The following is a 24040-nucleotide window of genomic DNA, read 5'->3' as shown; positions in this document are numbered from 1 at the left end:
GTCGACATCACCGGCCTGACCACCGAACAGGCCAACGCCGGCACCATCGAATTCGAGCGCGATGGCCGCACCTGGCGGCTGGAGGCGCTGGGCGAGCCGGGCCGGCCGCTGTTCGTGATCTTCGCCGACCGCACCAGCGGCCACGGCAGCTATGCCGCCGGCCGCTACATCGACCTGGAGACGCCGGACGACAAGAGCCAGGTGGTTATCGATTTCAACCGCGCCTACAACCCGCCGTGCGCGTTCACCCCGTTCGCCACCTGCCCGTTGCCGCCGCCGGAGAACCGGCTGGACCTGCCGGTCGAAGCCGGCGAGAAAACCTACGTCAAACCCGCACAGGAAGACGCGACATGAAATGGATGATCCGCGCCGCGGCGCTGCTGCTGGGATCGGTGATGCTGCTGGGCACGCCGGCGCCGTTGCTGGCTCGGCAGGTGCCGGCGGCCGCTACTCCGGCCAAGGCGCCGCCGGTGCCGCTGCTGTGGAAGGCGAGCGGGCCCAAGGGTGCCGAGCTCTACCTGCTGGGCTCGTTCCACCTGCTCAGGGCCGATGATTACCCGCTGTCGGCGGACGTGGACGCGGCCTTCGACGCTTCGGGCCAACTGCTGTTCGAGCTGGCGCCGGAGGAAATGAACTCGCCCGCGCTGGCCACGCAGATGGCGCAGGCCGCACTGCGCCGCGATGGCCGCCTGCTCAAGGACGAACTGGATGCGGATACCTGGCGGCGACTGCAGGATTACGCCGCCGCCAACGGGCTGCCGATCGATCGCCTCGCCGGACTCAAGCCCTGGTTCGTGGGGCTGACCATCAGCCTGGGACAGATGGCGCGGCAGGGGCTGGATGCGCAGGCCGGGCTGGACCGGCACCTGATGGCGCGCGCCGCCACCGCCGGCAAGCCGGCGCAGGGGCTGGAGAGCGCGGCGGCGCAGATCGCGATGCTCGATGGCATGAGCGGCGACGAGCAGCGGCAACTGCTGCGCGAGGCGCTGGAGCGCATGGGCCGTAGCGATTTGATCGGTAACGGCAAGCACCAGCTGATCCCGACTTATCAGCCGCAGACCGACGAGTACCAGAGCGCGCGGCGCAAGAACTCTACGCCGGTCGGCAGCAAGAAAGTGGGTGCTGGCGGTAAGATTCTGACCCAGCACACCGGCTTGCCGCCTCGCGCCAGCGATGGCAGCAAACCCTGGGACAAGCGCGAACAGGCCAAGGCGGCGGCCGAGGCGCGTAATCAGCAGGCTGCGCGCGAGCGCGCTGGCGCGGGCAAAGGCAAGGGCAGGAAACCGGCGAAAAAGCCTGCCGTACCGCGCTGAGGCAGTCGCAGCACAACGCTTCGCGGACAAGTCCGCTCCCACAGGGCTAAGCAAGCCTGCTGATGTTGTGGGGGCGGACTTGTCCGCGAATTGTTTTGGCGGCGCAAATGCCTCACGGTTGAGTCACTCCTACGATGGCGCAGGTGGCGTGGAGTGTTGCAGCACTCTCAGCGACGTTCTCCCACCGAGGTAAGCCCACCGATCTTGTGGGAGCGGACTTGTCCGCGAATTGTTTTGGTGGTGCAAACACCTCGCAGCTAAAGCCTTTTCCAAGGTGTGCGGAAGGCCGTTGCGAAGCTGCGCGGGATTGGCGTGTTTCTTATCTGGCACTATAGTACCAATCATATAAGAACAAAATCCGGAGTTCCGCCATGCGTATAGCCGTGCCAACACTACTCGCCATCTCCCTGACACTTGCCGCTTGTGGGGAACCCGAGGCACCGCCACCTGCTGTCAGTCAGGATTTCCAGAAAGAACTGCAGACCCGGCTGATCAAGGCCAAGCCTGGCGAGGTGATCGAGCTGCCCGAAGGCACCTGGCAACTGGATCGTAGCCTCAGCCTCAAGATCAGTGGGGTGACGCTGCGTGGTGCCGGGATGGGCCAGACCATTCTTAACTTCAAGGGCCAGAAGTCCGGCGCCGAAGGGCTGCTGGTGAGTGCGTCCGACTTCACCATCGAGGACCTGGCGCTGGAAGACACCAAGGGCGATGCACTCAAAATCGTTGGCGGCGAGAACATCATCATCCGCCGCGTGCGGACTGAGTGGACCAATGGCCCGGCGACCGAGAATGGCGCTTACGGCATCTACCCGGTGCAGACCGAGAACGTACTGATCGACGGCGTGGTCGCCATCGGCGCCTCGGATGCCGGCATCTACGTCGGCCAGTCGCGTAACGTGGTGGTGCGCAACAGCCGTGCCGAGCGCAACGTCGCCGGCATCGAGATCGAGAACACCATCGGTGCCGACGTCTATGACAACGTCGCCACCGGCAATACCGGCGGCATTCTGGTCTTCAACATGCCCAACCTGCCGCAGCCGGGACACACCACGCGGGTCTATCGCAACAAGGTCGAAGGCAACAACCATAAGAATTTCGGTCACAAGGGCACGCCGGTGGCCAGCGTGCCGGCGGGCTCTGGCGTGTTGGTCAACTCCAACGACAAGGTGGAAATCTTCGACAACGATATCGGCGACCACCGCACCGCCAATGTCATCGTCAGCAGTTACTTCAGCACCGGCTACACCGATCTCTCCACCACTGAGGATTTCGATCCCTATCCGGAAGCCATCCATATCCATGGCAACCGCTTCGGCCCAGCGGGCGAAAGCCCGGACAACCTGGAGCTGAAGGCGCTCAAGCTGGCGAAATTCGGCCTCAACGGTCGTCTGCCGGACATTCTCTGGGACGGCTACGTCAATCCTGACAAGCTGGAAGGCGGCAAGCTGCCACCCGAACTGGCGATCTGCATCGACAATGGTGACGCCGGCATCGTCAATGTCGACGGGCCTGGTGGTTACAAGAACATCAGCACCGATATCGAGCCGCATCGCTGCGAGCTGCCCCGTTTGCCCGCCGTCGAACTGCGCGCCGCGCTGGAAGAAAAAGGCGAGGGCGCATGAGGAACGCTTGGTTAGTGCTCACTACCGTGCTGCTTGCCGCCTGCGAGCAGCAGCCGCGTGCGCCTCTGTATCTGCCGAGTGGTGAGAACTATCCGGAAAAGCTCAGTGGCTGGGGCGTGCTGCAACAGCGCGACGGCCAGCTGCAGCCAGTCGACGGCGTATTGCCCTATGACCTCAATACGCCGCTGTTCACCGACTATGCGCATAAGCTGCGCACCCTCTGGATGCCGCAAGGCAGCAGCGCGCAGTACGGCGAAGCGCGCTTCGATTACCCGCTGGGTACGGTGCTGAGCAAGACCTTCTATTACCCGCGCGACGCGCAGGGACGCTTGCAGCGTAGCGAGCAGCGCGACGCCGAAGCGGTAGAGCTTGAACAGGTGAGGCTGATAGAGACGCGTATCCTGCTGCGTCAGGAGCAGGGCTGGGTCGCCTTGCCCTACGTCTGGGATGACGCCCAGCGCGAGGCGACCCTGGACTGGGCGGGCGCCAGCTTCGACCTGGAATTGCACGATGAGCGCGGCGAGATGCTGGCGGTCGACTATCAGGTGCCTGACGCCAATCAATGTGCGGGGTGCCATGAAGAGCAGGCCGGCAAGGGCGTGCAGCCGCTGGGGCCGAAGGCGCGCCATCTGAATAAGGATTTTGCCTATGCCGATGGCGCGGCCAACCAGCTGCTGCGTTGGCAGACGGTCGGTTTTCTGCAGGGCGTCCCGGCGCAGGTGAGTGATCTGCCACGCAATGCACGATGGGGCGAGGCGCGACAGGGAGAAAATCTACAGGCTCAGGCGCGCAGCTACCTGGATGCCAACTGCTCGCACTGCCATAACCCGGAAGGGCCGGGGCGCACCTCCGGCCTGTATCTCGATCCCATCACGCCGCTGAGCATCGCCTACGGGTTGTGCAAGCAGCCGGTGGCGGCTGGCAAGGGCTCCGGTGACCGTCTGGTGGACATTCATCCCGGTGCGCCGGAGAAGTCGGTGCTGAGCTTCCGCCTGCACAGCACCGATCCCAGCATCATGATGCCCGAACTGGGACGCTCCACCTCCCACCGCGAAGGGCTGGAGGTGATCGACCGCTGGATCGCCAGTCTCGCTGGCGAGTGCTGACAGGCTAGAGCTGGCCTGCCTGCCACTGCGCTTCACGGCTGGAGAGCGCAGCTGCGATATCGGCGACGCTGTCGGAAGCGACGCTCTCCGGCAGCGGGTCGAGGCCGACGCTGGCAAATACCTGGCCGTAGCTGTTGCGCAGCTCGGCGTAGGCCAGATCACGGCGCAGATCTGCCTGCAGGGTGTTCAGCTCGCCCTGGATCAACTCCAGTTCGCCGATACCCTGTGCCTGGTGGCGATTGCGCAGCTGCTCGACGATCTGCCCATCCAGGCCGGCCAGTTGCTGGCTGGTCTGGAACTGGCGCTGCGCTTCGCGGAAGTTGGCATTGGCGACGTGCAATTGGGCCAGGACGGCCATGGACATGGCCTGGCGCCGTGCATCGGCGACCTCTTGGCCGGCCTTGGCGACATCGATGGCGGCAGGAGCGGAGAGCACATTGAACAGGTTCCAGGTCACCTTAACGCCATAGTCGGCCCAGCTCTGGTTCACCAGGAACGAGTTGCTGTCGTAGTGTCCGCCGGCGGAAAACTCCAGGCCTGGCAACAGTCGCAACATGGCCTTGCGGGTTTCGGCTGCGCTGATGCGCGCCTGGTAGTCCTGCTCGCGCAGCTCTGGTCGGCTGGCCAGGGCTTCCTGTTCCAGCGTATCGAGAGCCACCTTCAGTTCCGGGACCTGATAACCGTCCTCAGGGGCCAGTTCGACCTGAGTGCCCAGCGGCAGGTTGATCAGGGTAGCCAGCTCGGTCTTGGCCAGCGACAGGGCGCGGCGCTGCTCTTCGAGCTGGCGTGTGGCTTCGATCAGGGCACGCTGGTAGCCCAGCGCCTGGATAGGATCGCCGATGCGTTGTTCGCTGAGGCGCTGACTGTTGTCTCGGGCCTGGCCGACACGAGCCATGAGGCTGTCGATCTGGGTCAGCAGGCGATCGGCGGCTACGGCGCGCCAGTAGGCCGAGCGCACGTCCTGGATGATGGTGTGGACGACTTTGCGGCGGCGCTCCTGCACGATCAGGCGTTGATCGCCCTGCTGCTTGGCGCTGACGTAGCTGACGCCGAAGTCCAGCACGTTCCAGACCATGGTCAGGTCGGCTACGCCGCGGTCGCGATCCTGCGAGGTGGAAGGCTCCAGAGACTGGGTGCCGGTCTCGATGCTCTGACTGCTGGACGCGCTGACGTTATTGCGCCCGGCATAGCCGGCGGAGAGTGCCATGCGCGGCAGCATGTCGAAAGTGGCCAGGTCGACCTGACGTTGCGCCATGGCTTCTTCCATGACCTTCAGGCGTGCTTCGAGGTTGTACTTCAATGCTCGGGCCATGGCCTCGTGCAAGGTCAGAGGGCCGTTGAGCGGTTCCTGATCCTTGAACATGATTGCCAGATCCTGCTGCGCACGTTGCTCGCTGACGCTGCGGTCGATGGGTTGGCTGGTCACTGCGCAGCCGCTGATAGCCAGGGTCAGCAGGCTGACCGCAAATAGTGTTTGGCTCTTTTTCATCCTTGGGCCGCCCCCTTGTCACGGCACCAACTCACTCGTTCTCGTCGTTATGTATTGGCTTAGGCTGGCTGCTGTGCCGCCGCGATTTGTTGTAGTGCAAGTGCCAGCTCCCGGTGCTGGCGCTGTTCGTTCTCATGTAGTTCGTTCAGTTGCTGGCCCAACGTGGGCGTGCCGAACATGCCACCGGCACCGCCCGTCTGTGGTGTCTTGTCGAAAGCCTCCAGCTGCTCGTTCTCCTGCAGCACATCCTTGGAGAAGATGCTGGAAAGGCTGCTGCTGCCGAACACCCCGCCATCGCCACCACCAAAACCGAGGAAGCCGATGCCTGAGCCATTGCCGCCGGAATCGCTCGAGCTGGCGAAGACCTGAGCGATATAGCTGGGCGCCAGCGGATTCTGGTTGATGAAAATATTGCCCAGCGTTGGAATGCCGCTACCCAAAGTCGGTACTTCGAATAGTGGCGGAGGTAGCAGCGGCGAGATGGTCGGAGGAGGAGGCAGGCCGGGCAGCGTGGGCTGGAGCGGCAAGCTCGGGATGTCGATATTCTGGCTCGGCGGATTGGCGCGAAACTCCGGATCGCCTTCGCTTTGCGTCAGGCTGTAGGCCTGCCCGATAAAGCTGCTCACCAGCAGATTGCCGGCGGTATCGGTAATGGCACTGCCGCTGGCGTTCAAGGCCAATGCGAGGGTCCCGCTGCCGGCCACGTTGTTGACAGTGACCTGGAAGGTCCGCCCGTCGATCTGTACCAGGCTACCCAAAGTGCCGCTGGCGCTGCCGCTACTAACCAGGCTGAAGTCTCCGAGATCCACGCCGATCACGTCCTCGTCGAAGATCACCGTGTAACGTACGCTATCGGCATTGGTGGGTGATGGATCGATCGCGACGATGGCACTGGCGCCGGGCGCCGTGGTGTCGACGATCACGCCGCTGCTGTCTCCGACATTGTTCAATGCCAGGTTCATGGCGTTACCGCTGGTGTCACGCAACGTTGCGCCATTGCTCTGCAGGCTGTTCACCGAAATGCCGTCGGCGTCGTTGTCGCCGGGCTTGATGCTGTACTGGAACACCAGGGTTCCCGTTCCGGAGCCAGCCACGTAGTCGGCGAATACAGTGTTGCCACCCATGTCGATGGCTAGGCGCGGGCTGCCTTCGACGATGACGTTCTCGCTGACGTTGACGACGAAAGTCAGCGTGTCGCCAGCATTGTATGGAACGCCCACCGGTACGCTGACGCTGTTGACGGTTGGAGCCACCGTATCGATCGCGTAGTTGTTGGAACTGGTGGTTCCAGTGCCGGTGTTGCCGGCTGCATCGGTGTATCCGCTGTTATCCAGGCTGATCAGGTTGGTGCTGTCGGTAACGTTGGCGCTCGGGGTCAGGGTCGCCGTCCAGGTGATGCCGCCATCACTGGAGCTGAGCCCGCTCAGGTTGCCGTTGGCCACGTTGAAATCAGCTGTGCTCAGCCCATTCACCGCTTCGCTGAAGGTGATGGTGACGGTGGTGCTCTGGCCAGCCCTCAAGGCTGTGTCGGCGACCACGATAGTGGCTGTCGGCCGCTGCGTGTCGATGGCGTAGTTGTTGGATTCGGTGCTGCCAATGCCTGCGTTGCCAGCGAAGTCCTGCACGCCGGAGTTGTTCAGGGTAATCCGATTGCTGCTATCGACGACGTTGGCGCCCGGTGTCAGGGTCGCCGTCCAGGTGATGCCGCCATCGTTGGAGCTGAGGCCGCTCAGGGAGCCGTTTTCAACTGTAAGGTCATCGATGGCAAAACCGCTGACCGCTTCGCTGAACGTAATGGTCACTGTGGTGCTCTGGCCGGCTCTCAGTGCGGTATCGGCGACCACGATGGTCGCTGTCGGGCGCAGGGTGTCGATGGCAAAGTTGCCCGAATTGGTGATGCCGGTGCCGATGTTACCAGCCGAATCCATTACCCCTGCGTTATTGAGCGAGATGATGTTGCTGGGGTCGGTGATGTTGGTGCTCGGAGTGAAGGTTGCTGTCCAGGTCAGGCCACCATCATTGCTGCTGAGCCCGCTAAGGCTGCCATTGGGCGTAGTGAAGTCCGCAAGATCCAGACCTTGCACCGCCTCGTTGAACACGATGGTGAGGGTGGTGGTCTCGCCGATACGCAGGGAGGTGTCGCTGAGAATGATGTTGACCGCGGCCGGGCGTACTCCATCCACCACCAACGCTTTGTTGGCGCCCAGAGAGCCGGCAGCGCCCAGGCTCGGCAGGGTGAGCACGGCATCGTTGGCCGAGAGGCCACGGATGCTTGACCCATTGAGACTCAGCGCGGCTGTGGATTGGTAATCCAGATCAGCGCTCAAATCACCGGCCTGCACCGTGTAGATAAAGGTCAGGGTGTTGCTGCCAGAGCCGGAAAAATAGGTCGCGTTACGATCAACAGCACCTGTCTCCAGCAACAATGCGGGAATACCGCCGCTGGTATCGACTGTCACCGCCTGATCGAAGGTTGTAGTGATGGTAATGGTATCGCCGATCTTGTAAGTGCCATTTGCCGTGGAACTACTGACATCGGTTATACGCGGGCTGAGGCTGTTGACGTTGATAGCGAGTATGTCGGTATCGGTCTGCTCGCCGCCGCTGCCGCTGTTGCCTTGGTCGTTGGTATGGATTTGCAGGCTGGCTGGGCCGTTGTAGCCGCTGGTGGGAGAGAACACCATGCCGTTCAAGGCGCTGTTGATATCGGTGATACTGCCGGTGAAGGTCATGGTTCCGTCACCGTTACCAGAGCCCACCAAGAAGCTGAGCCCGGTAGTACTGCCGAGCGCCAGCAGACCATTACTGGCGGTCAGTGTCACTCGAACGTTATTGGAGCCTGCATCCACATCACTGATGCTGATCAGGTTGCCGTTGGCGCTGCTGAATACCAGGGCGCCATCCTGATCGACGCTCTGTGTCGTGGGTAGCGAGTTGACCGGAGCGTCGTTCACGGCGGTGACCACGAGCGTTACGCTGGTGGTATCGGTCTGCTCGCCACCGCTACCGGTGTTGCCGCCATCGTTGATTGTGACGGTCAGGGGGACGTTGGCAGTGGCGTCCTGGGCGGTCTTGAAGGTCAGGCCGTTGGCGGCGATGAAGAAGTTGATATCGGCCAGGCTGCCGGTCAGGGTCAGCAGGCCGGTACCGGAGCCGCCGACGGTGACGCCCATGCCGGTGGTGGCGCTCAGGGTGCCACTCGGCACCGAGAAGGTCGCGGTGACGCTGTTGATGCCGGCATCGATGTCGGTGAAGCTGATGCCGGTGATCACGCTGGACACGTCTTCGGTCACGGTGATGGACGGCGGCACGGTGGCCACCGGCGCATCGTTCACCGCCTGGACCTGCAGGGTCATGGTGGTGGTGGCGTCGGACACGCTGGTGGTGTTGACGTTGATGGTCAGGGTCACGTCACCGCTGGCATTGGCCGCCGGGGTGTAGACCAGGCGGTTGTTGGCGATGAACTGGTTGATGTTGTTCAGGGTGCCGCTCAGGGTCAGCGCGGTCGAGGTGCCGCCCACGGTCACGCCGCCAGCACCCGTGGCGCTGAGGGTACCGGTGCCGACCGAGAAGGTGACGATGCCCAGGGTCGAGTCGAGGTCGCTGAATGTGATCGAGCCGAGCGCGGTCGGGATGTCCTCGCTGATCGACTGCGAGACCGGGGCGCTGATGGTCGGCGAGTCGTTGACCGAGACGATGATGATGTCTCGGGTGACCGCAATGGAGGACAGACCGCCACCGTCGGTGACCTGGAACTGCACGGTACGGCCGGTGGTGTTCGGGATGTCCGAGGAGTTGCCGTAGGTCACCGCGCGCATTGCGGCCTGGAACTCCGCGGCGGTCGCCGTGTTGCCGGCGGACGTCAGGGTCAGGATGCCGGTGCCGGCGTTCCAGGTGCCGACGATATTGCCCATGCTCAGGCCGTCGTTGACGAAGGCCAGGCTGTCCTGGGCGCTGTAGTAGGTCAGCAGGCGCACGGTGGCGTTGAGCGGGTTCGGGCCGTCCGGGTCGGACACGGTCACCCCGGAGTCCACCGCTATGCGGTCGGACGGGGCGTTGTTGGCCTCGGTCCAGATAGCCGCAGTACCGGTCAACGTCACCACCGGGCGATCGTTGATGGCGGTCACCACCACGGTGGCGGTGTCGACCTGGCTGGAATAGGCCGAGGTACCGCCGGAGGTGGTGGTATTGGTCTTGGTGCCCTGCAGGCCGAGGGTGGCGTTGGTCTGGTCCCAGGCCTTGTAGGTGATGGTCGCGGTTTCACCGTGGATGCCATCCGGCACGAAGCGCACCATGTTCTGCGCGGTCAGGATCAGCGCGGACGTGACGGAAACGCTACCGATGTCGCTCCAGGTGCCGCCGGCGTTGGTGCTGTACTGCCATTTGCCGTAGGTCGCGTTCAGGCCGGTGATCGCCATGCCCTTCAGCGCGCCGGTGTCGACGTCGGTCACACCGCCCAGCAGGTCGCTGACCATCGCACCGCCGTTGTTGATCGAGGTGTCGGTGAGCGCGCCCAGGGTCGGCGCTACGCCGATCATGACCGGCGCATCGTTGACCGAGGTGACTATCTGGTTGACCGCCCCGGTACCGACCGAGAACGCCGTAGTGCCGCCGTTGCTGGTGGTATCGGCCAGGCTACGGATGCCGTTGACGGAGGCGGTACCGGTGGTCTGGTCCCAGCCACGGAAGGTCAGGGTCGCGGTCTCGCCGTTGGCGGCGTCCGGGACGTAGCGAACATAGGTGGTGGCGGCGATCAACAGCGAGCTGGTGCCCGAAACGGCGCCGAAGTCGGTCCAGGTGCTGTTGTCGGTGGAGTACTGCCAGGTGCCGTTGCCGGTCTTGCCGATGATGGCGACACCGCGCAGCGCGCCGACATCGGCATCGATCATGGTGTGGTTGGCCAGTATCGTCGTTACCTGTACACCAGTGGCCGCGGTGTCTTCGTTAATGGTCGCGAAGTTGTATGGCCCGCCGGAAAGAACCGGCGCATCGTTGACGGCAACCACGGATACCGAAGTAGCGATCGAGGTTGCAGTCGTGTCGACGCCGCCGTTGGCCGTGCCGCCGTTGTCGGTGATGCTGGTCAGGGTAATGACACGTGTGGTTGTGCTGGGGCTGTCGCTGCTGTTGCGGTAGCTCATGCCATCGACCACGGTTTGCGTTGCCGCCGCGCTGAGGCCAGCAGCGCTGCTCAGGGTGATGGTCGCCGTATTGCCAACGAGGTTGATCGAGTAGCTGATGCCATTGCCTGCCGTCGTGCCGTTGCCGCCGTTGAGCAATGCGATGTCGGTGCCATCGATGCGCAAGATCTCATTGCTGCCATCAGCCAGGTTGGTGACGGTCAGGGTCATGCCGATGATGGTCTGGCCGCTTTCGATGGTGTTAACGCTGACGCCATTGAACAGATCGACCACACTGCCATTTTCAGTGTAGGTGGGATTGTTGCCAGTGGCGGTAAGGGTCGGAGCGTCGTTGACCGGAGTTACCGATACGGTGGAGGCAATATTGGGGGTTAGGGTGTTGTTGTTACTGCCGCTGTCGGTAATTGAGGTGATGGTGACGACGCGGTTGCTGCTGCCGGGATTGTCGCTGCTGTTGCTGTAGGTGATGTTGTCGATCAGGGTGCCCATCTGGGCATTGCTACGACTCATGCCACTGAGCGTGACCGTAGCCGTACCAGATACGACAGTGACGCTGTAATTTCCACCGTTCGCCAGTGAGCCGCTGTTGCCGTTGGTGAGACCAATGCTCGTGCCATCGACGCTCAGAACCTCCGAGGCACCATTGCTGACATTGGTGACTGTGAAGGCGGCGCCTGTGAAGCTCTGACCGGTGTCATTGGTTGCAGCCGTGACGTCGCTGAACAGGTCGACGGGGCTGCCGTTTTCGGTGAAGGAGGGGTTTACGGGGCTTGCCGTGATGGTGGGAGCGGTCGACGGGACGACCGCGTCGGCTATCTGGATATTGTTGAGGGTGTGATTGCTCGCCGACTGATCTCCAAGATATCCGCCTGCGGAAATGTAAAGTCTCACCTCATCGACATAGTCGAACGTGCTGTCGAGTGAGACGTCGATGGGATCGTAAGTGGAGTTCCAACCTTCGAAGGTGGTAGTGGCGACCTGTACGCCATCACGATAACCAGCGACGGTTATGGTGGTGCTCTCTGTCTCTCCCCAGTTGTAGTAGCGGAAACCGTTGATCTGGAACTCGGCACCGTCGGCGGATTTGATCGACATGCCTTTTGATCCGGTGTTCTCGTCGGTTAGGCCGGTGAAATTCGGATCGTTGCTAAACAGAAAATCAGAATCTTGCCAGGAAACGGGGGTGCCTGCGGGGGTGCCGTTCTCATCGCTGATGTTCGATATCTGGATCTCGATGTCCGGCAGATCGGTCGAGCCGCCTTGCCCATCCGTGACGGTGGTACCGCTGACCGCGCTGGAGAAGGTCAGCGTGCCATTTGCCAGCGTTGCCGTGTAGTCGCTGAAGGCCAGGCTCGCAGCCTCCACTATGCCGACTTGCCGCTCCAGCACCCAATCGCCGCCCAGGCCTGCAGTGCCAGTGGTGTTGGTTGAGGCGGCTACGTCCGCGCCCGTCGCTTGCGCCAAGGCGTTGATGAATGCGGCACCGGTCTCGGTAGCCGCGACGTCGCAGCCATACAGCAGAATGTCGCCGTCGTCTGTCAGGCTTGCGCCGATGGCTGCGAGTTCGCCGGCGTGTGCGGCGAGATTGGATTGGCTCAGCGTGGTGGTGCCTAGCTGCAACAGGGCTTCGGAACCGTGGCTGATTACATGGATTGCGTCGATGCTCTCGCGCCCTTGCAGGTAGCTGGCAATTTGTTGCAATCCGTCCTGGCTGCTGTCGAGCACCACCACCTCAGCACTGACGCCTATATTGCCGGCGAGTTGTTGGTAGTTCTCGACACTGCTGTCAATAAATACGATTTCTTGACGTTGGTCCGCCGTGGCCGACGCGGGAGCCGCGGCTAGGTCACTGTCTGCGCTAGGAGGGGCTGAGGTATCTGTGGATGGTGCGGCCGCTTCGGCCACCGTAGCGGTGACTGCTCCGTCGAACATCATGCGCGGCTCTAGGGATAGGGCCAGGGGAGTACGAGAGACCAATGAGACGGGGGCGCTAGGAATACTCTTATTCTTGTTCCAGAACATGTTACAACTCCCTGTGATCGCACACGGCTATCAAGCAATGAATGAATTTGGAGGGCTTGAATCGGTATTGTCAACCGCTATGAGCTCTGGCAAGAAAATAATGCTGCCTTTCGTCGGAAGTGCTTTTATGTCTCTTGGGGGACTGCGTTTTCTACCATCACGTGAGTGGGTAGGGCAGTGTGACCTATTCCATAAAAACTGGAGATGAGAGATGGAAGTTTTCATCGGCACCATTCAACCCTTTGCATTCCCATACGCGCCTGCCGGCTGGGCGTTCTGTAATGGGCAACTCTTGGCCATTTCGCAGTTCAACGCGCTATTCGCGCTGGTGGGTACCACCTATGGCGGCAATGGATCCTCCACTTTCGGTTTGCCGAACCTGCAAGGCCGTATGCCGATCGGGCAAGGCGCCGGCGGCGGTTTGACTAATCGCCCGATTGGCCAAATGGGCGGTATAGAGAACATAACCCTGACGCCTAATAACATGCCGATGCACACCCATTCGATTACCAGCGCGCTGACTGTCGCCACCAACGTGCAACTGGCTGCAACTGCGAGCAATCCGGTGAGCGCGCCCACCGCGACCAATTCATTTATAGGTGCCTCAGGTTCCGGTCCGGGCAGTGCCACCATCTATTCCGACGCGCTAGGTAGCACTCCGGTGACATTGCAGGGTGTTTCCAGCAGCCTGGGGGGAACCGTCACCGCGGCAGCAGCGGGCGGTAGCCAGCCGTTCGGCCTGATGAACCCTTTCCTGGCAGTGAATTTCAGCATTGCTCTGAATGGCATCTTCCCGTCCCGCAACTGACCCCTGTGTCATCGAGCCGAGCCGGGCCGCGCTGGCCCGGCCTCTTTCCGGAGAGCCCATGCTGCATCAAGTCGAAGCCAGCCACTTCCAGCCCCTGTTGGGTATCGTTCACCCTCTGTTGCTTCCAGATGGCCGCGTCCTGAAAGCTCGCATCGATCAGATCGATCTCAAGCCCCAGGCGCAGATGCCTGGTAGCCGCATGCCTTTTGCCGTCGCCCTGAGTGTCGAGGGGCAGATCGATTTCGTCGATGGCCTCTGTGCTCTGGAACTGCCGGGGGGCGGAGTGCTCGAAGGCTTGTTCGTTTCCCGTGTGCCCAATATGGGACGCGACGCGGGGACGGCTTACTTCCAGGTCGCCTTCAACTGACCCCGGTCGGCCTCATTCCGGAGTCGGATACCACACCAGCCGTTCCGCCACATCGCTGGCCTCCTCCAGTTGGAAACCCAGCGCCAGGTAGTGACTGCGAGCCTGCGGGTTGCTGCGCCAGACTACCGCTGCGACTGGTCGACCCACCTGTCGGGCAGCCTGTTGCACACCATGCAGCACGCTGCGCCCGAAGCCCTGGCCACGAGCGGCGGGGACGAAAGCCAGGTAGAGCACCCGCACCTCATTGTGGCCGAAATCCACCACCAGAGAGCCGATACGGATGTCGAGTTTTTCGATGACATAGTGCATGGCGTTGGGATAGGCCGCGCCGATGCCTGACTGCATCACCTGCTGTTGCTGTTGAATCACGTGGTCGACGAACTCGGTTTCCTCGTCGATCAACTGCAGATCGGGCCGGGCGCTTCGGTAAAGCCCAAATAGGAAGTCTTCGTCGCTGTAGCGCGCGGGGCGGATTGCAATGCCTTGAGTCAGTGATGAGACGTTGTCGAGCATGCTTAGGCTCCTCCTGAGTGGGATGTGGTTGTAGGGATGGACCGGCGCAGCTGTTCCAGAGCCTCGTAAGGTTTGCGAGCCCATTGCTCTATCGCCGCCCGCAACGTGGAATCGGCTTCGTTGCGCTTGCTCTGGCCGCCGGCGTTGAAATGAATGCCCGGCTGCTTGGCGTTGAACGAGGCGACCTCGCGTAGCCTAGGCGCGTCTATTTCTTGTAGGCCGAGGTGGGGATGCAGTCGGCCTACAAGAGCCTCGGGAAGTTCGAGGTAATTCACCGGTATCCCGCCTTGCGCCAGGCACAGCTCCAGGCCTTCTTCGAAAATGCTTCCGATCGTGCGGGCGATGTACTGCTCGGGCGGTGCGGCCTGAATGCCGTGCAACGCTGACGTGCCCAGCATGCCGGGCACGCAATGCCATCCTGGCTGGCGCAACTGGGAAACGACGATTTCCAGCGGGTCGCGGTAGAGGAACAACCGTGGCACGTCCGGGTACAAGGCCAGCAGCATGGGCGCCTCGAACACGTTCCAGGCGTCGAGCTTGATGAACAGTCGTTGTTCATTGCCGCTCCGTCGTTGCCCATAGGCCGATAGCAGCGCTGCGAGCCAGGCGGATTGCCGGGGGGCGACCCGTGAGTCCAGTCGGTGGGCACGCAGGAGGCTGTCCAGTGGGGGCGGCTCTGAGAGCACTATGTTGCCTTCCAGTGCCGCCAGCATTTGCGCCATCAGCGTCGAGCCGCAGCGTGAGGCATGGAAGATAAAGGCACTGGGCGCCAGTCCTGGGCTCGTCGTTTGCCACGCCAGCAGTACATCCAGCCCGGTTCGACGGTGAAAGGCCTGGTTGAAGGGCAGGCGTAGCGCCTGTTCGACATCGTCGCGAAAGAACGGGCGAGTCAGTCGCTGCTCGCCGAACCAGCACCAGTCGACTTGCCACTGGCCGTCCACCTGCCAGATGCGAATCGGCAACCAGCCATGGAAGTCCTGCTCGGGAGTCAGACGCGCCATTGCTCGTTCCATGTCCTTTTGCCCTGGCGCATCGCGCTTTTGACATCGCTGGTGGAGAAGTCCATTCCCAGATCGTGCGCCAGGCGAACGACCTCCTCGCAGAAAAGGTGTGCGTCGGTAATCGTGCGCAGGCGCTCGGCCAGGGCAGCATCGCGCGTGACCCGCTCGCGGAAGGCGGCGAAGGCCTGCTCCGCCTTCCCTGGCTGCAGCGCCGGGGTGTTCGCGAGACCGGCTGCCACCTGCTGCAGCAGCCAGGGATTGGCTTGGCAGTCCAGCACCAGATGAACGCGCACCCCAGGCCCTGGATTGTCTACCCGATGCGGCCTGGACAGATCGATGAACCAGCATTCGCCCGGCTTCATGGGCACCTGCAGGCCGTCGACGAGAAACTCCACTCCCGGAGGGCTGAGCAGAGGGACATGCAATCGCATGTCTGCATCGGGCTGGCCGAGGTCGGGGTCGCAGTGTTCGTGAATGCGAGCGCCAGCGCCGAGTCGCAGAAGGCGTGCGCTGCGAATGGTGGTCTGGAACAGGGCGAGCACGGCAGGCCAGGCTGCCTCGTCTTGCCACCATTCGCTCGGCAAGGGCGCGCCCTGTCCCGGTGCGAGTGGTAGAAGTGCGTCCTGCGGGGTGATCAGCGCGACGCCGCTCCATTCACCTTCGTAATAACCGGTGTTGAAGTGATGTTGCCAGGCGTCGTCAGCAATCGTGCCGAGCGCCTCCAGCAGTGCGGGTAATTGAGGCGCCAGGGGCAGGCGGGAGCATCGAGGTAAGGTGTCCTGGCTCATGTCGCATCCTTGTCTTAAAAACCGCTTTCCCTTACCCCGAGTGCCGCGATCCGCCGCCATGCCGCGCCTAGCAGCGACTGCCGTTCACCCTCCAGTACCACCATGCCGCGCAGCGGGTGATCGGGGTGGACGCCGTCATCCAGCAGCGTCAGGCGTACGCCATATTGCGCCTGTACGGGCTCGGCGCGCTGCTGGGCGTCGCGCCTTACGGCGATGGGGCCGCCGTGGTCGGAGCTGAGCGCTTCCAGCTCCAGGTAGGGGACGCCGGTTGCGTCCACTTCATCCAGGCGCACTTTCATTGCCTGGCGTGCCGGGTCGTCGGCGATGAAGCGACCGATGCTGCCCGCTTCGATCCGCCAGAGGCTTTCTTCGGCCAGGTAGCCGCGCAGGCGCAGCCCCGGCTCGACGATCCGGGTCAGCGCTTCTGCAGGGTGCAGCCAACGACCTGCGCTCAGGTCGCGTTGCAGGTCGCGCACTACGCCCGACTGCGGCGCACGCAGTTGCAGGCGCTCGCGCTGGGCGGCCAGGCCGCGGTATTCGGCCACGGCCTCGGCCAGGCGTTGCTCGAGAATGCCGGCATCGGCCGCCGTTTCGCTGCGTGCGGATTGGCGTCGGAGCTGGAGCTGAAGAATGTCGATCTCGCGGCGGATGATGGCCTGGCGCGAGTCGAGGTCGGGAGAGTCCAGCTCCAGCAGCAGGTCGCCAGCGGTCACGTTCTGGCCATCCTTCACATGCACCGCTTTCAAGCGTGCGGGTACCGGGGCGTGCAGGGCGCTGGTGCGCGAAGCTTCGAGCAACGCGGGTACTTCCACCGAGCTGCGCCAGGGCACGATCAATACCAGCAGCACGACACCCAGACCCAGGCCGGTGATCAGCACCTTGCGCGAGTCGGCCTGTTCACGGCGTTGCCACCATTCCCCCAGCTCACGCCAGATGGGCAGGCCGATGAACCACAGCAGCTCAACCACCATCAGGAAGATGCCGAGCACCTTGAAGAACAGGTGATAGACCGCCAGCGCGATGCCAAGGAACAGGATCGCGCGCCATATCCAGGAGCCGTAGCCCCAGATGAGCAGGCGCCGGGTCATGCTAGGCGACCACGGCTCCGGTGCCGGCTCGCCATAGCCGAACAGGGCTTCGCGCAGGCGCCAGCGACACAGGGCGAAGGCGCGGTTCTGCAGGTTGTCGACGCCCCACAGATCGCTTATCAGGAAGTAGCCATCGAAGCGCATGAAGGGATTGAGATTGATCACCAGGGTGGTGATCCAGGTCGCGCTGGCGAGCATGAAGGCCGAGGTGCGCAGGGGGCCGTCCGGCAGCAATGACCAGGTCAGCAGCGCCAGCACCGCCAGCAGCAGTTCAGCGAGCACACCGCCTGCACCGATCAGCAGTCGCGAGCGTCGGTCGCGCACACGCCAGGCATCGCTGACGTCGGTGTAGAACATCGGCAACAGGACCATGAAGGCCAGTCCCATGCTCTGTACCCGACAGCCAGCGCGTTTGGCCATGAAGGCGTGACCGAACTCGTGACAGAGCTTGGCGAAGGTCAGCGCGATGCCGAACGCCAGGGCACCGCCCAGGCTGAACAGGTGGGGGAAGGTGGCGAGAAAGCGTTGCCAGTCGCGCAGCACCAGGAACAGGCCCAGCGCGAAGACCAGCGGCAGCCCCCAGCGCAGCAGCCAGGGGCCGTGGCGTTCGAGCACCGGCCAGGCGCGATTGAGGAAAGGGTCGGGGCGCCACAGCGGAATGCGGAAGAACAGGTACTGGTGCAGCACCCGCTTCCACGGACTCTGGCGCTGGGCGGCGGCCTTCATGGCGTAGCTGGCGCGCTGCTTGTCGTCCTGCGCCGCGATCAGGTCATGGCTGCCGAGAAAGCGCAGCATGTCCTCGAGTTCCGCCTCGCCCAGGGGCAGGCCAGGCTCGGCGTTGGCTGCGGCCAGCACACGTTGCGGCTCGCCCAGCGTCCAGTGGCGAAGCAGGCGCACGGCGGCGGCTCCGAGCTTGAAGTAGCGGCCACGTAGCGGATCGGCCAGCGTCCATTGCGGTGCGCCGTCCAGGCCGGATTCGGCGGGCGACAGCTGCAGGTCGGGCCGCAGGGCGGGCAGCATCAGAAACCCAGGGTCTGGCGAGCGGCAGCCAGCGGACGGCGCAGCAGGTAATAGGCCAGCGGTGCGCGATCACCGAACAGCTTGGCAGTGCCGCGCAGGCCAATGCGCGGCGGGGTCTCGACGAAGCGCGCATCGAGACGGTAGGCCAACTGACCGGCGGCGGTGCTTTGCGCCTCGTAGGCGGAGCGCTCCAGCTGGGCCTGGTGACGATTGAGTGGGTCGCTGTCGAGAAACAGCGCCACTTCGGCGCCAGGTTCCAGGGCAATGGCGTCGCCTACGGGGAGTTCGATGCGCAGTTCGGCCTGGCTGGGATCGGCGATCTGCATCAACCGCTCGCCAGTTTGCACCGGCTTGCCGGTCAGGCGTTCGGCATCGGCGAACACGGCGATGCCTGCGCGCTCGGCGCGCACTTCGCTGCGTGCCAGCAGTTGCCTGGCATAGTCGCGCTCGGCGCGCTTCTGCTCGACGCGAGCGGCCAGCAGATCGAGACGGGCGCTGGATTCTGCATCGGCGAAGGCGCGCTGGGTATTGGCCTTGAGTTCGGCTTCGGCCACGCCAAGGGCACGCTCGGCCACATCGGCCTGGGCCTTGAGACTGGTGTCATCGAAGCGCACCAGCAGATCGCCAGCGGCGACGCTCTGATTGGGCTTGACCAGGAACTCGGCGATCACCCCGTCCAGCGGTGCGGCGACCACTCGACCGCCCAGCGGGACGACTTCGGCAGGCGCCAGCACCGACTGGCGCACCGGAATCAGCAGCAATAGCGATAGCGCGGCGGCAACCGCCAGCAACTTGCGGCGCGGCCAGCGCATGCGCCATGGCTTGCGCGGCTGCAGTGCCAGCCAGGCGTGGGCGTAGGTGTCGGCCAATTGCCTGAGCAGCGACTGCTCGGCCTCACTGAATGGCAGATCGCGGGCCAGCCACAGGCCACCGAAGGTCTCGCCACCGCGGTTCTTCAGGGGCAACCAGTAGGCATGCGGGGCGGACAGGCTGTTCATGCCCAGGCGCGTCTGCTCGTCCAGGTGCGCCGGGTCGACAGCGTGGCCCTCGTCGAGCTGACCATGAGCGAGTAGTGTCGAGGCGGCACGTTCTACAAACGCGACGAAGGGCGCATTGGCCTCCACCACACTGATGCCGGTCAGGGCCTGCACCTTGCCGGCGATCAGCAGGGCGGCGTGGCGAAAGCCGAACAGCGCCTGGCCGTCGTTGACCATGGTGAAGGCCAGTTGCTCGATGCTGCCGGCTTTGCGAGCCTGCTGCTCCAGCCCGAGGAACAGGGCGAATACCCGTTCGGCCGTGCCGGGCAGCGGCGCGTTCATTCCGCCACCTGGAACTGTGCAGTACCGCTCATGCCGGCGAGCAGGCCCTGGGCATCGTCGGGCAGGCTACCGATCAGTAGCAGTGTCTGGCTGCCTTCATCGATTCGCGCGCCGATGCGCTTGACCTTGGCCTTGAGCGGCGTGCTGGTCTCGTCGGGAATGAAGTCGAAGGTCTGGCCTGGCTCCAGGCGACTGAGCCAGGCAGATGGCACCAGCAGGTAGATTTCCAGCGTGCCGTTATCCACCACTTCCAGCAGCGGTGCGCCACTGGCGACGCTCTCGTGGGGCTGTGCACGGCGCAGTACCACGCGGCCATTGAACGGGGCGGTGACGCTGCAACGCTTCACCTGCACCTGATAGACCTGGGTTTCCGCTTGGGCCTGGGCTTGCCGCGCTTCGGCCAGGGCCACCTCAAAGCGGCCGACGGAGTTGAGCGCAGCCAGTTGCTTCTTGTGGTTCAGCTCTTCACGGGTGGCGCGGGCGGCGGCCTGGGCGGCATTAAGCTGGGCCTGATACGCGCTGCAGTCGAAGCGCGCCAGTACATCCCCCTTGTTGAAATCCTGACCATCGCTGAACGGCATTTCGGTGATGCGGCCGGGCAGCTCGCTGGACAGCACGGCCTGGTTGCGCGCACGCAGCACACCGCGCACCTGGCGTTCGCCGGTCTGCGTGGCGCTGGGGGCCAGCGATTCGAGCAGCGGGTCGTCGGCCAGCAGTGAAGCGCTGTACCCGCAGGACACCAGGCCGGCGAACAGGAGGAAGAGGGTGTTTCGCGGCATGAGATACGTCCTTGCATAAGGTCAGCGCAGTCTACGGCAGAACTCGATCATGGCAAATTGGCCGTAATGATGCATCGCTATGGTGCAGGGTATCGACTCTGGTGCGCGGGCGGGCCTGCTTCTGGTGCGTTGGCTGTCTGGCCAGCCTAGCTGATAGGGTGAACACACGAATGTGTAGGAGCGAATTCATTCGCGATCTGGTCGCTAATTTCGCGGATAAATCCGCTCCTACGAGAGCCAGCCGTCCTGTGAGCGGACGGTGTGTGCGTTTCATGCAATTGCCCTGGCTGGCATAAGTCTTGCGCTGCACAGCCCATCGTCCAGGCTAGCAGGAGGCCGCCGTGTCGATTAATGTCGCGCTGCATCACGTCACCCACTACCGCTACGATCGCGTGGTCAACCTTGGGCCACAGGTGGTGCGTCTGCGCCCGGCGCCGCACAGCCGCACGCGCATCCTCTCCTACGCCTTGAAGGTCGAGCCGAGTCAGCACTTCATCAACTGGCAGCAGGACCCGCAGGGCAACTACCTGGCGCGCCTGGTGTTCCCGGAAAAGACCCGCGAGTTCAAGGTCGAGGTGGATCTGGTCGCCGAGATGGCGGTGTTCAACCCCTTCGACTTCTTCCTCGAGCCCTACGCCGAGCGCATTCCCTTCGCCTATACCGAGGGCGAGCAGCGCGAGCTGGCGCCTTATCTGATCAAGCTGCCGGCCACGCCATTGTTCGCCAGGTACCTGGCCGGTATTTCCCGCGAGCCGGTGCCCAGCATCGACTTCCTGGTCGAGCTGAACCAGCGCCTGGCACATGACATTCGCTACTTGATCCGCATGGAGCCGGGCGTGCAGACGCCCGAGCAGTCGCTAGAGCTGGCCTCCGGTTCCTGCCGCGACTCGGCGTGGCTGCTGGTGCAGTTGTTGCGGTACCTGGGGCTGGCCGCGCGCTTCGTCTCCGGCTACCTGATCCAGCTCACCGCCGACGTCAAATCCCTCGACGGCCCGAGCGGCACCGAACAGGACTTCACCGACCTGCATGCCTGGTGCGAGGTGTACCTGCCCGGCGCCGGCTGGATCGGACTCGACCCCACCTCGGGCCTGTTCGCCGGTGAAGGCCATATCCCGCTGGCCTGCAGCCCGGAGCCGTCCTCGGCCGCGCCGATCACCGGTGGGCTGGACGAGTGCGAGGTGGCGTTCGAACACCTGATGAGCGTCGAGCGCGTGTGGGAGGCGCCGCGCGTCACCAAGCCTTACAGCGAGGCGCAGTGGCAGGCGATCCAGGCGCTGGGGCGGCGCATCGACGATGACCTGCAGGTGCATGACGTGCGCCTGACCATGGGCGGCGAGCCGACCTTCGTCGCCCTCGACTACCCCGATGACGACGAATGGAACACCGCTGCCCTCGGCCCGAACAAGCGCCGTCTGGCCGCCGACCTGTTCCATCGCCTGCGCGATCACTACGCCCCTAATGCGCTGGTGCATTTCGGTCAGGGCAAGTGGTACCCGGGCGAGCAGTTGCCGCGCTGGTCACTGAACTGCTTCTGGCGCCGCGACGGCGAGCCGCTGTGGCATGACCCCAAGCTGCTGGCCGACGAGAAGCGCGGCTATGGCGTCACCGCCGAGACCGCCGCTCGCTTTCTCGCCACTCTGGCGTCGCGCCTGGACGTGGATGCCGGCAATGTCTTTCCCGCCTATGAAGACTGGTTCTACTACCTGTGGCGCGAGCGCAAGCTGCCGGACAACGTCACCCCCGACGACCCGCGTCTGAGCGACCCGCTGGAGCGCGAGCGCCTGCGCAAGGTGTTCGATCAGGGCCTGGATAAGGTCGTTGGTCATGTTCTGCCGCTGGCGCGCCAGGTTGTGGGTGAGGGCTGGCAGAGCGGGCGCTGGTTCCTGCGCGACGAGCATTGCCGGTTGCTGCCGGGGGACTCGCCACTGGGCTACCGCCTGCCGCTGGATTCGTTGCCCTGGGTCAGCCAGGCCGACTACCCCTACATCAATCCGGTCGACCCCAGCCAGTCGTTGCCGCCGTTGCCCTGCCCGGCGCAGATCCAGCGGCAGCTGCGTGGCGTCTGGCGTGGCGCCAGTGCCAACGTGCAGAGTACGCGCCCGGCCAGCGGGCAGTCAGCGGCCGGTATCGTGCGTACCGCACTGTGCGCCGAGCCGCGCGAAGGCAGGCTGTATCTGTTCATGCCGCCGCTGGCGCACCTGGAGGACTACCTGGAGTTGGTCGCGGCTATCGAGTCCGTCGCCGCCGAACTGGATTGTCCGGTGCTGATGGAGGGCTACGAGCCACCGCTCGATCCGCGTCTGCAATATTTCCGCGTCACCCCCGATCCGGGTGTGATTGAGGTGAACATTCACCCGGCTGCCAGCTGGGACGAGCTGGTCGAGCGCTGCGAGTTCCTCTACGAGGCGGCGCGCCAGTCGCGTTTGTCCAGCGAGAAGTTCATGATCGACGGGCGTCACACCGGCACCGGCGGCGGCAACCATTTCGTCCTTGGCGGTGCGACACCGGGCGACTCGCCCTTCCTGCGTCGCCCCGATCTGCTGCGTAGCCTGATCAGCTACTGGCACAACCACCCGTCGCTGTCCTACCTGTTCAGCGGCCTGTTTATCGGCCCGACGTCGCAGGCGCCGCGTGTCGACGAGGCGCGAAACGACGCCCTGTACGAGCTGGAGATTGCCTTCGCGCAGATGCCCGAGCCGGGCCGCGACTGCCCGCCGTGGCTGGTCGACCGCCTGCTGCGCAACCTGCTGGTGGACGTCACCGGCAACACCCACCGCGCCGAGTTCTGCATCGACAAGCTGTACTCGCCGGACTCGGCCAGCGGTCGCCTTGGCCTGCTCGAACTGCGCGCCTTCGAGATGCCGCCGCACGCGCAGATGAGCCTGGCCCAGCAACTGCTGCTGCGCGCATTGATCGCGCGCTTCTGGCAGGAGTCCTACCGCCCGGCCAAGCTGGTACGCTGGGGCACCGAGCTGCATGACCGCTTCCTCCTGCCGCACTTCGTCGAGCAGGATTTCGCTGACGTGCTGCAGGAACTGTCGGCCTTCGGCTACCCGTTGCGCGCCGAGTGGTTTGCCCCACACCTGGAATTCCGTTTTCCCAAGGCTGGCGATTTTGCGGTCAAGGGCATCGACCTGGAGTTGCGCCAGGCCTTGGAGCCCTGGCACGTGCTGGGCGAGGAGGGCGCCATCGGCGGCACGGTGCGCTATGTCGACTCGTCGCTGGAGCGCATGCAGGTGAAGGTGGCCGGCATGGCGCCGGATCGCTACGTGCTGACCTGCAACGGCGTGCCGGTGCCGTTGCGCCCAACGGGCAAGGTCGGCGAGTTCGTCGGTGGCGTGCGCTTCCGTGCCTGGCAGCCGGCCAGTTGCCTGCAACCGACCATCGGCGTGCATGCGCCGCTGGTGTTCGATCTCATCGACACCTGGATGCAGCGTTCGCTGGGTGGTTGCCAATACCATGTCGCGCATCCGGGCGGGCGCAACTACGACAGCCTGCCGGTCAACGCTTACGAGGCCGAGAGCCGGCGCCTGGCGCGGTTCTTCCGCCTGGGCCACAGTCCGGGCAAGCGCCCCGTCATGCAGCCGATGGACAATAATGAACTGCCGATGACCTTGGATCTGCGTCGCGTCTGACGACATGTTGTTCACTTGAGTGTCGGCTG

The 24040-nt window shown here is 63.8% G+C and carries 14 protein-coding genes and 2 pseudogenes; 8 read left to right on the top strand and 8 right to left on the bottom strand.

Features of this window, described 5'->3' with window-relative positions; all coding sequences use genetic code 11:
• From B3P22_RS20980 to B3P22_RS20960, 5 genes and pseudogenes are all read left to right on the top strand, one after another.
• The coding region (locus tag B3P22_RS20980) for a DUF1684 domain-containing protein (RefSeq protein WP_296272415.1) at positions 1 to 354 on the top strand (354 nt) is incomplete at its 5' end.
• Positions 351 to 941, top strand: a pseudogene (locus tag B3P22_RS20975) (TraB/GumN family protein); the annotation flags it as partial. The gene B3P22_RS20980 and the pseudogene B3P22_RS20975, both read left to right, overlap by 4 nt.
• A gap of 30 nt (positions 942 to 971) precedes the next feature.
• A pseudogene (locus B3P22_RS20970) lies at positions 972 to 1313 on the top strand (DUF3362 domain-containing protein); the annotation flags it as partial.
• A gap of 371 nt (positions 1314 to 1684) precedes the next feature.
• Positions 1685 to 2935 carry a parallel beta-helix domain-containing protein gene (locus B3P22_RS20965; RefSeq protein WP_296272414.1) on the top strand — a complete coding sequence of 417 codons (1251 nt, stop codon included), beginning with the start codon at positions 1685 to 1687 and terminating at the stop codon, positions 2933 to 2935.
• Positions 2932 to 4041: an SO2930 family diheme c-type cytochrome gene (locus B3P22_RS20960; RefSeq protein WP_296272413.1), complete on the top strand. Its 1110-nt coding sequence runs from the start codon at positions 2932 to 2934 to the stop codon at positions 4039 to 4041. Before B3P22_RS20965 ends, B3P22_RS20960 begins: the two co-directional genes overlap by 4 nt.
• 4 nt (positions 4042 to 4045) lie before the next feature.
• On the opposite strand, the gene B3P22_RS20955 is transcribed toward B3P22_RS20960, so the two are convergent.
• Together B3P22_RS20955 and B3P22_RS20950 are read right to left on the bottom strand one after the other, a co-directional pair.
• Positions 4046 to 5530 carry a TolC family protein gene (locus B3P22_RS20955; protein ID WP_296272412.1) on the bottom strand — a complete coding sequence of 495 codons (1485 nt, stop codon included), beginning with the start codon at positions 5528 to 5530 and terminating at the stop codon, positions 4046 to 4048.
• 59 nt (positions 5531 to 5589) lie between these two features.
• Positions 5590 to 12603: an Ig-like domain-containing protein gene (locus B3P22_RS20950; RefSeq protein ID WP_296272419.1), complete on the bottom strand. Its 7014-nt coding sequence runs from the start codon at positions 12601 to 12603 to the stop codon at positions 5590 to 5592.
• Positions 12604 to 12904: 301 nt separating this feature from the next.
• Between B3P22_RS20950 and B3P22_RS20945 the strand changes: the two genes are divergently transcribed.
• Positions 12905 to 13501, top strand: a complete 597-nt coding sequence (locus tag B3P22_RS20945) for a phage tail protein (protein ID WP_296272411.1) — start codon at positions 12905 to 12907, stop codon at positions 13499 to 13501.
• Between the two features lie 58 nt (positions 13502 to 13559).
• Positions 13560 to 13868, top strand: coding sequence for a hypothetical protein (locus B3P22_RS20940; RefSeq protein ID WP_296272410.1), 309 nt, complete (start codon positions 13560 to 13562; stop codon positions 13866 to 13868).
• A 12-nt stretch (positions 13869 to 13880) separates the two neighbouring features.
• Here B3P22_RS20940 and B3P22_RS20935 read toward each other — a convergent pair whose 3' ends face one another.
• Genes B3P22_RS20935 through B3P22_RS20910 form a run of 6 tightly spaced genes read right to left on the bottom strand, consistent with a single transcriptional unit; the run spans position 13881 to position 20376 of the window.
• Positions 13881 to 14381, bottom strand: a complete 501-nt coding sequence (locus B3P22_RS20935; RefSeq protein ID WP_296272409.1) for a GNAT family N-acetyltransferase — start codon at positions 14379 to 14381, stop codon at positions 13881 to 13883.
• Between the two features lie 2 nt (positions 14382 to 14383).
• Positions 14384 to 15382, bottom strand: coding sequence for a sulfotransferase family protein (locus B3P22_RS20930; RefSeq protein WP_296272408.1), 999 nt, complete (start codon positions 15380 to 15382; stop codon positions 14384 to 14386).
• Positions 15370 to 16170, bottom strand: coding sequence for an aspartyl/asparaginyl beta-hydroxylase domain-containing protein (locus B3P22_RS20925; RefSeq protein WP_296272407.1), 801 nt, complete (start codon positions 16168 to 16170; stop codon positions 15370 to 15372). Before B3P22_RS20925 ends, B3P22_RS20930 begins: the two co-directional genes overlap by 13 nt.
• Before the next feature lie 14 nt (positions 16171 to 16184).
• The gene (locus tag B3P22_RS20920; protein WP_296272406.1) at positions 16185 to 18278 is read right to left on the bottom strand and encodes a biotin/lipoyl-binding protein; all 2094 of its coding nucleotides are present in this window, start codon (positions 18276 to 18278) and stop codon (positions 16185 to 16187) included.
• Entirely contained in the window at positions 18278 to 19597 is a 1320-nt protein-coding gene (locus tag B3P22_RS20915) for an efflux RND transporter periplasmic adaptor subunit (RefSeq protein ID WP_296272405.1), read from the bottom strand. Before B3P22_RS20915 ends, B3P22_RS20920 begins: the two co-directional genes overlap by 1 nt.
• On the bottom strand, positions 19594 to 20376 hold the full coding sequence (locus B3P22_RS20910; RefSeq protein ID WP_296272404.1) for an efflux RND transporter periplasmic adaptor subunit: 783 nt from the start codon (positions 20374 to 20376) through the stop codon (positions 19594 to 19596). The genes B3P22_RS20915 and B3P22_RS20910 overlap by 4 nt, the downstream gene beginning before the upstream one ends.
• A gap of 341 nt (positions 20377 to 20717) precedes the next feature.
• Here B3P22_RS20910 and B3P22_RS20905 point away from each other — a divergent pair, with 341 nt between their 5' ends.
• The gene (locus B3P22_RS20905; protein ID WP_296272403.1) at positions 20718 to 24011 is read left to right on the top strand and encodes a DUF2126 domain-containing protein; all 3294 of its coding nucleotides are present in this window, start codon (positions 20718 to 20720) and stop codon (positions 24009 to 24011) included.
• Positions 24012 to 24040 lie beyond the last annotated feature (29 nt).

The sequence above is a fragment of the Pseudomonas sp. UBA6323 genome (genome assembly GCF_002439135.1).
GTDB lineage: Bacteria > Pseudomonadota > Gammaproteobacteria > Pseudomonadales > Pseudomonadaceae > Aquipseudomonas.
Note: the sequence above shows the minus strand (reverse complement) of the source record. Positions and strands in the feature narration are given on the sequence as shown.